Source organism: Protofrankia sp. CiP1_Cm_nod4 (assembly GCF_982290645.1).
The window spans coordinates 1-11437 of sequence record NZ_CEVIVC010000150.1; the positions used below are offsets into that span (position 1 = coordinate 1).

Here is an 11437-nt window from a genome sequence, read left to right on the forward strand (position 1 = left end):
GGGTGAGACGTGACGTGTGGTGAGAGGTGTGTGCGGGTGGGGCAGGTGGTCGCCAGGCCGTGGCGCGACCCGCCGCGCCGGGTGATGAGAGGTGTGGGCGGGTGGGCAGAGGGGTGTCGCCAGGTGGTGGCACTGCGTCGTAGCGTGAGGAGGCTGTTGATGTGTCTGGGGATTCCCGGGCGGCTTGTCGAGATCGTCGACGCGGAGCGGCATCTCGCGACGGTCGACGTCAGCGGGGTGCGGCGGACGATCAGCATCCGGCTGGTCGCGGCGGACGGCCCACGGGTCGGGGACTGGGTGCTGGTGCACGTCGGGTTCGCCCTGGCGGTGATCGACGAGGCCGAGGCGACGCGCACGCTCGAGGCGATGGAGAAGCTGGGCGCGGCCTACCAGGACGAGATCGAGGCGTTCGGCTCGTCCGCGATCCCCTGACCGCCGCGCTCGCCGCGCTCACCGTGTCGGCCGCGCTCGCCGTGTCGGCCACGCTCCTCGCGTCGGCTGTGCCCGTCGTGTCGGCCGTGCCTGCCCTGCTCGCCGTGTCCGCCTGGGCCGTCGTGTCCGCCTGGGCCGCCGTATCTGCCGGGATCGTTGCGTCTGCCACGCCTGCCGCGGCCGGTTCCACCGCTGCCGTACAGATCGTTCCGGCTCGCCGGCCGTAGCCGTCAGCCGTCACCGCGAGGAGAATCCGATGCGTTTCGTCGACGAGTTCCGCGATCCGGCGGCCGCGCGTGCGCTGGTGGCCGCCATCACGGAGCTGGCCGGGACGGACAGCTACGCGTTCATGGAGGTGTGCGGCGGCCACACCCACACCATCTACCGGCACGGCATCCAGCACCTGCTGCCCGAGTCGGTGGAGCTGGTGCACGGGCCGGGCTGCCCGGTGTGCGTCATCCCGATGGGACGGGTCGACGACGCCATCTGGCTGGCCGAGCAGCCGGGGGTCATCCTCACCTCGTTCGGCGACATGATGCGGGTGCCCGGTGGCCGCGGCAGCCTGCTGGAGGCCAGGGCGCGCGGGGCGGACGTCCGCTTCGTGTACTCGCCGCTGGACGCGCTCGGGGTGGCCGTGGACAACCCGGACCGGCACGTCGTGTTCTTCGCGGTCGGGTTCGAGACCACCGCCCCGTCCACCGCGGTGACGCTGCTGCGGGCCCGGGAGCTGGGGCTGACCAACTTCAGCGTGTTCTGCAACCACGTCACGATCATTCCGCCGCTGCGGGCGATCCTGCGCTCGCCCGGCCTGCGGCTGTCGGGCTTCATCGGGCCGGGGCACGTCTCGACCGTGGTGGGCAGCCGGCCGTACCGCTTCGTCCCCGAGACGTACGGCAGGCCGGTCGTGGTGGCCGGCTTCGAGCCGCTGGACATCCTCGCCGCGGTCGCGATGCTGCTCCGGCAGATCCGGCAGGGGCGCTGCGAGGTCGAGAACCAGTACGGCCGGGTGGTGCGCGAGGAGGGCAACCCCCAGGCGCTGGCGCTGATGGCGCGGGTGTTCGAGCTGCGGCCCCATTTCGAGTGGCGTGGGCTGGGCTTCATCGCGCAGAGCGCGCTGCGGCTGACCGACGGCTTCGCGCGGTTCGACGCCGAGCGGCGGTTCGACATGCCCGGCGTCCGCGTCGCCGACCCGAAGGCGTGCCAGTGCGGGGAGGTCCTCAAGGGCGTCCTCAAGCCGTGGGAGTGCAAGGTGTTCGGCACCGCCTGCACGCCGCAGACCCCGATCGGCACCTGCATGGTCTCCTCGGAGGGCGCCTGCGCGGCCTACTACACCTTCGGACGGATGGCCCTGCGGTGAGCGCGCCCCGTGACGAGGACGGCGCGCGGATGTTCGCCCGTTACGCCTACGCGCCGAACGAGCTCGGCTACTGCGGCCCGGCCGACGCGCCGCGGGCCCTGCTGACCGCCGGTGCCGCCGGTGCGACGGGTGCCGCGAGTGCGACCGACTCCGCCGGAGCTGGCGGAGCTGGTGCCACAGGGGGTGATCTGCGGGCGTTGGCCCGCCGCTTCCACGGAGCATGGCCGTACCTGCGGATCCTGGCCCGGCTCACCGGTATCGACGACCCGCTCGACCGCCGGGTGGTCGAGGCGTACTGGCTCGGCGGCGGCGTGTCGGAGGCGGTCGACCCCCGCGAGTTCGGCGCGGCGCTGCTGGCTGTGATCGGTCCGCAGGCCGGGTGGTACTGGCGGCACCTCACCCCGCAGATCCTTGACGAGGTCGCGCCGAACCACTGCTTCCACGTCTTCGGGGTCTACCCTTGGTCCCGGCTGCTGGACTCGCCGGACCCCACCTGGCCACTGCACGTGCTGGACAGCTGCCGGATTCGCTGGGGGCAGGTGACGGAACGCGACGGCGATCATGTCGTGGTGCGCTCCGCGGGCCTGACCTGGGAGAACGGCGGGCTCGGGCTGTCCGGGCCCCGGCCGCTGCGGGCCGCGCTCGTCACCGGCGGTGTCAGCTTCGCCCCCGACGTGCGACCGGGGGAGTGGGTCGCCCTGCACTGGGACCGGGTCAGCGGCCGGCTCACCGACGGGCAGGCCACGACGCTGCGCCGCGACACAGTGACCCAGCTTGAGCTCACCAACCGCCGGCTGGCCCGCACCCGGGAGGCCGGCCCGGCCGGGGAAGCGCCCACCCGACAGGTGCGGGACGACGCCTGACGGGTGGCGCGGCGGCGCTGCCCATGACGTCCGGCCTCCGGCCTCCGGCTTCTGGCCTGCTGTTGCTGCCCGCTGATCGCCGCTGCCCACCGCTGGCGGTGGGCTGACATGGGCTGTGCGGATCGGTTGACATGATTGGTCCAACCATCATACCGTTCTGTCAACAAAATGTGACATAGATCAAAGCGTTGCCTGGCGCCACCTGAGATCCATCCGATCGGATGGTCATCCGCTGGTCATCCGTGTCGCGTGAGCACGGCGCTCGTCCACGGGGTTCCCGTCGCGGGGGTCGACGCCGGCCTGGGGAGCGATCGCTCGAGCGAACTCGGGAACGTCTCCCGCGAGCGGTGGGCCAGGCCAGCAGACACCATCCACGTCCGCTGTCCGCGCACGAGTACTCACAACCCTGAGGAGAACGATGAGCGAGACCGCCACCGATGCTGGTCTGGACGCTGCTCTGACCGTCGCCGAGGAGTTCGTCTATCGGGCCGAGCTCAGTCCGCCGCTGGCGGTCGGAACCGGTCCCTTCGGAACCCGGCTGTTCTTCGGCTTCGCCGGCGGCCGTGTGACAGGCAGGCGGATCAACGCCGATGTGCTGGCGGACAGCGGCGGCGACTGGGTCCTCATCGGCCTGGACGGTTTCGGGCGTATCGACGTGCGGGGCCTGTGGCGTACCGACGACGACGCGACCATCTACGTCCAGTACACCGGCCTCGTCGAGATGAACGAGGCCGTCGGGACCGCGTTACAGACCGGTGGCACGACCAGCCACACCGACCAGTATCTGAGTATCACCCTTCGGTTCGAGACCGGTGACGAGCGATACGCCTGGCTGCAGCGCCGTGTGTTCGTCGGCCGTGGGCGTCTTGTCAACGGCGCGATCGAGTTCGGTGTCTTCCGAATCGACTAGCCGAATCGACTAGCCGAATCGACTGGCCGAATCGACTGGCCGAGTTGACAGGGCGAGTCGACTCGGCCAGTCGACCGGGCGTGACCGACCGAGATTCACCCGGGGCGGGTGAACGGGCCTCTCCGGAGGGATTTTATCCCGATGGAGGCACCAGGTTGACCCTTATGAGGGGAGCGTGCCAGAGCACGGAAGATTATGGTCGGACGCGTAGCGCATGCCTTGGGAGGCGTTGTGACCCTGACGGGTGCTGAAGATGCCGATGTCGTCATTGTTGGCGCGCGACTTGCCGGTACGGCCACGGCGGTGCCGCTTGCGCGGGCCGGGCGAAAAGTGATCCTGCTGGACAGGACGAGTTTCCCGTCGGATCAGCTGTCGACGCACGTCCTGGTACCCAGCGGGGTGTCGGAACTGCAACGCATGGGCGCGCTGCCGCACATTCTGAAGCTCGGCCCCGCGCAGGCCCGTTATCTGGGTGTCACGGTCGGCGATATTCGTTTACGTGAGCGTTTCGCCACGGTGGACGGGATCGACTACGGGGTCTGCGTTCCGCGGTACGACCAGGACGTGTGCCTGGTCACCGCCTGCCGCGAGGCCGGTGCCGACGTACGTGAGAAATCCGTGTTCGAGGACGTGCTCTGGGAGAACGGTCGAGCCGTCGGTGTGCGCTACCGGCACGACGGGCGGAAGTACGAAATCCGGGCCAGGCTCGTGGTCGGTGCGGACGGCAGGCAGTCCAGGACCGCGGCGGCCGTCGGCGCCTGGACACCTTATCGGGGGTCGAAGAACGGGCGGGGATTCGCCTTCCGCTACATGGACGACCCCGCGGTGGACACGATCCACCACGAGATCTACGGCATATACCGCAGTGGCCCGCGCATTGTTCTGACTCTGCCGTCAAGCCCACGCGGACGCCTGCTCGTGGTGTTCATGGCCCCGGCGGACGACATTCCCCGTTTCCAGCAGGGCGGTGAACGGTTCTGGCAGGAGGCCGTCGCCGAGGAGCCCGAGGTCGCGGAGCGGATCAGCGGCGCCCAGAACGTAAGCCAGCTCCGGTCGACCAGAAAACTGGCCTCCTACTACCGGCGGTCAAGCGGACCCGGGTGGGCGCTGGCGGGTGACTCCGGGCATTTCAAGGATCCTGTCGCAGGTCAGGGACAGCGTGACGCCCTGCGTCACGGGCGGCTTCTCGGCGAGGCGGCCAACGCCGTCCTCGACGATCAGGCTGCGCTCGACAGAGCTCTCCGTGCGTGGGAGAAGAACCGGGACGACGACACACGCAGCAGCTATCACTGGGGTAACCGGGAGTCCCGTCCGGACGCTCCCTCCGCGCTGATCCGCGAGGTTCTGCGGACGTTCGGGGACAGGGGCGAGGGCCGGCCGGACTTCAGCGACACCTTCAACCGGACGCGGAAGGTCGAGCACGTGATCGGGCCGTCAAGGATGGTGCGTGGCCTGGTCCGGGCGCTGGCCGCCCCCGGTGCGGACCGCCGCGGCATCCTGCGGGAGGTCGCGGGCGAGATCCCGACGGAGCTCGCCATTCGCTGGGAAACCCGGTTCGGCGGATTCCGTTACGACGGCTGGGCGCCGTCCGAACGGCCGGGCTGGTCGGTGGGGGAGCCACCCCGGCCGCGGACGGCCGAGGCGGAAGCCGCGCCCCAGCCGGCATCGTGAGGGCTGTTTCTCGTCCATGGGCGTGCGGCTTCGCGGGGCCGGGGCCGGCACGCCGGGACGTTCGACCGCTGCGGCGCCGTGAGGCGCGCCGACCAGGTCCGAGCGCAGGTCAAGACGGTCCCGCACGGCGCGTTCCGGTTCGCTGAACCGGTACGCGAGCGCCTCGCGCACCGGTACCAGCGCCGCCGCGGCACCGGCGAGCTGCCACACGTTGGCCAGCCGCTCCGGCGCGGCGAGCGCCTCGGCGTGCTCCCGGTCGTCACCGACCCACGCCCGGAGCACCACGATCGCGTACGGGCGATCGCCGTCGCGGGTCGGGGTGAACCGCTGCCGGTAGAGCCGCAGCCCTTCGACGGCCAGGGCCGGGTCGCGGAAGCCGGCGGTCATCGCGTACGGGAGGCCGACAGCGGCGGCCGTCCGCGCGGCGGACGCGCTGGAGCCGAGCAGGTACACCGGGGGCAGCGGCACGTCGTCCGGCGGCCCCGACGAGGACCTCCGGCGCGGAGACCGCCCGGCTGGCGGTGCCGTGATGTTCCGCGACCCAGTACCTGGAGTAGCCGGCCGTGTCGAGTTCCCTCGCCACCGCGACGGAGTCGTGGATGGCCTGCCGTGGGCCGGTGTCGCGGCCTACCGGCCCCTGGTCGAGCACGGACAGCGCGGTCAATCGAGCTCCTCGACTGGCTCTGGTGGGCTGGTGGGCTGCTGGGCCGGGCGGCCTTTTCAGGGGCGGCCCCGCCCAGCACCGTACCGCTGTTCCGTTGTCTTTTGTATTACGTGTTCCAGAACAGTTCTAAAGCCGTACCAAAATGATGGCCACGTCGCCCGCCAGGCCTCTTGTCCGGCTCTTCGGCCGACTGTAAGATCCGCCCAGTCGCAGGCCGCGTAAAAGACCGGATCCGGTGTCGGCCGCGTTATTCGTGTCAGCGTTCGTGGAGGCCGTGTTGTCTGGTGGGGGCACTGCCGTGTCGGCTTTTCCCGAGTGCCGCGCACGCCTTTACCAGCCGCCACGACCGTATCGACGTGCCGGTATCAGGAGATCTTTTTCCGGTGGCCGTACCGGTGGTGGTGCCAGAGACACCCGGAAAGTGTGGTGAGCCGTGGCAGGTCACGCTCCGCTTCATCTCGCCGTCGCGCTGGAGGGTGCCGGCTGGCACCCGGCCGCGTGGCGTTTCGCGCCGGTGCCCGCGCGCGAGTTCTACCGGCTGCGCTACTGGGCCGGCCAGGCCGCCGAGGCCGAGCGCGATCAGGTCGGTGACCAGCTCGGCCCTGATCTCGCCCCGCCCGGCCGCGCGGCCCAGAACGCCGAGCAGCACCCGGTGGGCGGGCACGAACACGCGTTCGTCGGCCAGCGCCCGGCAGTCCCCACCGGCCTCGGGTCTCCTCCGATCTTCCGTAACCTCTCCCGTCCTTTCCCGCTGCCGACGTCTCACTGCCAACGGAGGGCTGATGGCTGCCTCGCCCAGTGGCGCGCCCACCACCATCGCTGCCGCCGAGGCCACCGGCTCGGCTCCGCGCGGCCGGCCGGCGCTGCTCCTCACCGCGATCGCGGTGAGCCAGCTGATGGTGGTGCTCGACGCCAGCGTGGTCAACATCGCGCTGCCCGACATCCGCTTCGACCTCGGGTTCTCACCGACCGGGCTGTCCTGGGTGCTCAACGCCTACACGCTGACCTTCGGCGGGCTGCTCCTGCTCGGCGGGCGGGCCGGGGACATCCTCGGACGCAGACGCGTCTTCCTCGCCGGGGTCTGGCTGTTCACCCTGGCCTCGCTGCTGGCCGGGCTCGCGCCGAACGCGGGAGCGCTGGTGGCCGCGCGGGCCCTGCAGGGCGTCGGTGCCGCGGTCGCGTCACCGACCGCGCTCGCTCTGATCGCCACCAACTTCGCCGGGCCGGCCCGGGCCAGGGCCATCGGCGTCTACGGCGCGGTGTCCGGGGCCGGCGGCGTGGTCGGGATGATCCTTGGTGGCGTGCTCACAGAATGGGCCTCCTGGTGCTGGACCATGTTCGTCAACGTGCCGATCGGAGTGTTCGTCGCGGCGCTCGCGACCGTCCATATCCGTGAGTCGGACCGGGCCGGCGGACGCTTCGACGTCACCGGGGCACTGCTGTCCACCCTCGGGGTCACCGCGCTGACCTACGTCCTGATCCGCAGCTCGTCCGGCAGCTGGCCCGAACTGCTGACGCTGACCGTGGTGGGTGTGCTGCTGCTGGTCGCCTTCGTGGCGGTCGAGCGGCGGACCGAGGCGCCGCTGACCCCGCTCGCGCTGTTCCGCAACCGCAACCGGGTCAGCGCGAACCTGCTGCTGCTGCTCGGCGGGTCGATCTTCGCCATCTTCTTCTTCGTCACCCAGTTCCTGCAGAACATCCTGCGGCTGACCCCGTTCCAGGCCGGGCTGGCGTTCGTGCCGTGGGGCATCGGGATCTTCGCGTTCTCCCACTGGTGTCCGGGCTGTCCGAACGGTTCGGCGCCAAACCCGTCCTGATCGTCGGTGCGACCGCCACTCTGACGGCAACCGTCTGGCTCACCCGGATCACCGAGCACAGCTCCTACCTCGCGGCCGTGCTCGGGCCGATGACGCTCTTCGGCGCCGGCATCGGGCTGCAGTTCGCCCTGGTCACCCGGATCGCGCTGGCCGACGTGGAACCCGGCATCGCCGGCGCCGCCGCCGGGGTGCTCAACGTCTCGCAGCGGCTGGGCGGCTCGATCGGGCTGGCCATCCTGGTGGCGGTGTTCGGCGCCGCGACCGCCGGCACGGCCGGCACCGCCACCGACGTCGTCCACGGCTACCGGATCGCGTTCTACGTCGGCGTCGGCTACACCGCGACAGCGCTCGCGCTGGCCGTGTTCGGGCTGACCGGTGCCAGGAAGCCGGTCACGCGGCCCGAGCTCGCCGGCGAGAGAGCCTGACGGATACCCCGCCCACATGTATCCCGACCACGCCGCTGGTGCCGCGTCAGGCGAAGCGGGCTCCGGCCCGCCGCACCGTCGTCATCCACATCCGTCCCGTCCTGCGCGCGGGACGGGGCTTCATCCGGCAGAGGACAGGGCTGTGGAAGTCGTGAGAGAAGCCGTGAGATTCGAGTTGCTGGGCCCTCTCCAACTGGTGAGCGACCGGGACGGTCCGAGGACGATCAGCGCGGCCAAAATCGAGACCCTGCTCGCCGTGCTTCTCATCCGCGCGAACCGCCCGGTCTTCTCCGAGGAGCTGATCAGCGAGATCTGGGGTGAGGAACGGCCCCGCCGGGCGCGCGCCGGACTGCACGTCTACGTTTCTCATCTACGTAAGATGTTCGCCCATTTCAGGGTGCGCAACGCGGTGATCGTAACGCACCCGCAGGGCTATCTGCTCGCGGTCGACGAGGCTTTGCTGGACACCTGCGAACTACGGGTGTCGCATGCCCGCGGGCGGGAGAACCGCATGCCTGATCCGGAGCGGGCGCTCGTCAGCTTCACCGCGGCGTCGCGGCTTTTCCGCGGGCCCGTGCTGGCCGGGATCGGCAGAGGCGCGACCACAACCACTTTCGTACGGTGGGCGGAGGAGATACGGCTGGAATGCCTGGAGTCGATCGCGTACTGCCTGCTGCGGACGGGACGCCACCGTGAGCTGGTGGGCGACCTGACGAACTGGGTCGAGGAGCACCCGCTGCACGAGGCCTTCCGGGAACAGCTGATGCTCGCGCTGCACCGGTCGGGCCGCCGCGCCGAAGCGCTCAGGGTGTTCCAGCACACCCGGCGGGTACTACGGGACGAGCTCGGGCTCGAGCCCGGTGAGACGATGCGCCGACTCCAGAACGCCATCCTGAACGACAGTCTCGACTATGCCGTGACGGGACAGGTCTGACTTCTTTCCCGCCCGGCTGCGTGGCCGCCCGGCTGCGTGGCCGTGTGGACCGGTGGCCCTGCCATCCCGACGTCGTGGATCGCCCTGTTTGTCTCGACTGATGATCGGATCCCTGTTGCCGGGCGCTCCCAACATGAGAAATGCTCAGGCTGCCAGCGGGGAGACGCGAGAGGAGGGCCGATGGGAGGCGCCGTACCGTACATCGCCCACCGTCCCAAGCGGGCTGACGGAAGACGCAACTACGACGCGATCCTCAGCGCCGCGCGCAAGGCGTTCGACGCCGCCGGTTCCGACGCGTCACTGGAGGAGATCGCCAGCCAGGCGGGGGTCGCCATCGGCACCCTCTACCGGCACTTCCCGACCCGGGCCTGTCTGGTCGAGGCCACGACCAGGGACGGTCTGCAGGCGCTTGTCGCGCGCGCCGAGGGCATGCGGGCCGACGGCGTCGACCCGCTCCACGCGCTGACGGACTGGATGGCCAACGCCATCGAGCACTTCAGCACCTTCCGGGGGCTGGTCGAGATCCTGACGCAGAGCATGTACGACGAGGGCACACCGTCACATGCCGTGTGCATGGCTATGCACCGCTGCGGGGCGGAGCTGCTGCGGGCGGCTCAGGACGCCGGCCGGGTCCGCGCGGACCTCACCCCCGAGGAACTGTTCGACCTGCTCGGCGGCGCGGCATGGGTACGGGAGAACGCACTGCCCGACAGGGACGGCAGCACTCGCTTCCTCCACCTGATCCTGGCAGGCATCACCGTCCGGGACCGCTGACAGTGCACCGTCACCAGGCTGTCACGGGCCGCTGGCCGGTCGCGGTCAGCCGCCGGCGGCCGGCTGACCGAACTGATCCGCATGCGCCGGGGTTACGCTGATCGCCGCGGGGCGACGTCGGCAGGTGTCGGCGGGCGACAGCACTGGCGGGGCGGCGAGGCGGCGTGGACGAGCAGCGGGAGAATGGTCCGACGGGTCAGGCGAGCACCACCCCGCCCGTGGACGCCGCCCTACGCGCCTGGGCGGTCACACATGCCCGCACCGTGGGCCGCACGGGTGATCCCGCGAGGGTCTCACCCCTGTCCGACGACGCGCGGCCGGCCGAACCAGCTCCCCGGCGGGACGAGCCGTGGGCGCCAGGTGATGTCGCTGTCGCCGAATCGTCGACCACCCTGACCGGTGGCCATACCGGCCCGGTCATGTCGGTGGCGTGGGCGGCCGAGCGGGACGGGCGGCTGCTGCTTGCCACCGGTGGTGAGGATGCCACGGCGCGGGTGTGGGATCCGTTCACCGGCACCTGCCTGCACACCCTCACCGGCCATGCCAACGGAGTCTGGTCGGTAGCGTGGGTGACCGACAGCGACGGACGGCTGCTGCTTGCTACCGGCAGTGAGGATACGACGGTGCGGGTGTGGGATCCGTTCACCGGCGCCTGCCTGCACACCATGACCCGCCGTCCCACCCGTAGCGTCATGTCGGTGGCGTGGGCGACCGGCGGTGACAGTCGGCCGTTGCTCGCCGCGGGCAGCCGCGACGCCACGGTGCAGGTGTGGGACACCCTCGCCGGCAGCTGCCTGCGCAACCTCACCGGCCACACCGACGGGGTCAACTCGGTGGCGTGGGCGACCGGCCGGGACGGCCAGCACCTGCTCGCCAGCGGCGGCGGCTACGACCGCACGGTACGGGTGTGGGACCCCCTGACCGGCACCTGCCTGCACACTCTCACCGGCCACACCGGCGGGGTCGACACGGTGGCGTGGGTGACCGGCCGGGACGGCCGGCTCCTGCTCGCCAGCGGCGGCGGCGACCGCACGGTGCGGGTGTGGGATCCGGCCAGCGGTGCCTGCCTGCACACCCTCACCGGCCACACCGACGGAGTCGGTTCGGTTGCGTGGGCCGCCGGTGGTGACGGCCGGGCTCCGCTACTCGCCTCCAGCAGCTTCGACGGCACGGTGCGGGTGTGGGACCCGGTCGGCGGCACCTGCCTGCGCACCCTCACCGGCTATCCCGGCCCGGTCTGGTCGGTGGCGTGGGCCGTCGGCGGGGAGGGCCGGCTCCTGCTCGCCACCGGCGGCGGCGACGCCACGGTGCGGGCGGTGGAGGTGCCGCGCCTGTCGGCGTCCACCATGGCCACATCGTCCACGGGCACATCGTCCAGCATGGTCATATCTTCGGTGCCCGCGGCTGTGGGCACGGCCGCGGCGGCGCTGCGGACCGCGGCGGCCGGGCTGGTCCTGCTGGGAGCCGGTGGGCTGTGGCCCCCACTGTCCCTGCTCGCGGACCTGGTCACCCTCACCGGCAAGCCCATCGCCGCCCCCGTCGGCACCGATCCCACCACTGTCGGTGGTGGCCCTGCTGGCGGCCGTATAA

11 protein-coding genes and 1 pseudogene are annotated in these 11437 nt (G+C 71.0%); 10 read left to right on the forward strand and 2 right to left on the reverse strand.

Going from position 1 to position 11437, the window contains the following annotated elements; genetic code table 11:
* The first annotated feature begins 159 nt into the window (after positions 1–159).
* From AC5LSR_RS20470 to AC5LSR_RS20490, 5 genes are all read left to right on the forward strand, one after another.
* Complete coding sequence (locus AC5LSR_RS20470; RefSeq protein ID WP_250281347.1) at positions 160–432, forward strand: HypC/HybG/HupF family hydrogenase formation chaperone; 273 nt, start codon at positions 160–162, stop codon at positions 430–432.
* Between the two features lie 256 nt (positions 433–688).
* Positions 689–1789 (forward strand): hydrogenase formation protein HypD, encoded by a 1101-nt coding sequence (hypD, locus tag AC5LSR_RS20475; protein WP_250281345.1) that lies wholly within the window; start codon positions 689–691, stop codon positions 1787–1789.
* Positions 1786–2652 (forward strand): DUF6390 family protein, encoded by an 867-nt coding sequence (locus AC5LSR_RS20480; protein WP_250281343.1) that lies wholly within the window; start codon positions 1786–1788, stop codon positions 2650–2652. Before hypD ends, AC5LSR_RS20480 begins: the two co-directional genes overlap by 4 nt.
* Positions 2653–3070: 418 nt before the next feature.
* Positions 3071–3562 carry a DUF3237 domain-containing protein gene (locus AC5LSR_RS20485; RefSeq protein ID WP_013873759.1) on the forward strand — a complete coding sequence of 164 codons (492 nt, stop codon included), beginning with the start codon at positions 3071–3073 and terminating at the stop codon, positions 3560–3562.
* 231 nt (positions 3563–3793) lie between these two features.
* A complete protein-coding gene (locus AC5LSR_RS20490) occupies positions 3794–5233 on the forward strand; it encodes an NAD(P)/FAD-dependent oxidoreductase (RefSeq protein WP_250281341.1) in 1440 nt (479 codons plus the stop codon).
* Positions 5234–5326: 93 nt separating this feature from the next.
* Here AC5LSR_RS20490 and AC5LSR_RS20495 read toward each other — a convergent pair.
* Positions 5327–5701 (reverse strand): annotated as a pseudogene (locus tag AC5LSR_RS20495) (LLM class flavin-dependent oxidoreductase); the annotation flags it as partial.
* Positions 5702–6153: 452 nt separating this feature from the next.
* Entirely contained in the window at positions 6154–6567 is a 414-nt protein-coding gene (locus tag AC5LSR_RS20500; protein ID WP_493468844.1) for a hypothetical protein, read from the reverse strand.
* A 112-nt stretch (positions 6568–6679) separates the two neighbouring features.
* Here AC5LSR_RS20500 and AC5LSR_RS20505 point away from each other — a divergent pair, with 112 nt between their 5' ends.
* The 5 genes from AC5LSR_RS20505 to AC5LSR_RS20525 all read left to right on the forward strand — a co-directional run.
* The gene (locus AC5LSR_RS20505) at positions 6680–7714 is read left to right on the forward strand and encodes an MFS transporter (RefSeq protein ID WP_250281338.1); all 1035 of its coding nucleotides are present in this window, start codon (positions 6680–6682) and stop codon (positions 7712–7714) included.
* Positions 7672–8139, forward strand: a complete 468-nt coding sequence (locus AC5LSR_RS20510; protein ID WP_250281336.1) for an MFS transporter — start codon at positions 7672–7674, stop codon at positions 8137–8139. Before AC5LSR_RS20505 ends, AC5LSR_RS20510 begins: the two co-directional genes overlap by 43 nt.
* Before the next feature lie 163 nt (positions 8140–8302).
* On the forward strand, positions 8303–9073 hold the full coding sequence (locus AC5LSR_RS20515; protein ID WP_250281334.1) for an AfsR/SARP family transcriptional regulator: 771 nt from the start codon (positions 8303–8305) through the stop codon (positions 9071–9073).
* Positions 9074–9253: 180 nt separating this feature from the next.
* Complete coding sequence (locus tag AC5LSR_RS20520) at positions 9254–9847, forward strand: TetR/AcrR family transcriptional regulator (protein ID WP_250281332.1); 594 nt, start codon at positions 9254–9256, stop codon at positions 9845–9847.
* A gap of 164 nt (positions 9848–10011) precedes the next feature.
* Positions 10012–11437 (forward strand): WD40 repeat domain-containing protein (locus AC5LSR_RS20525; RefSeq protein ID WP_250281330.1); only part of this gene is annotated, 1426 nt, incomplete at its 3' end.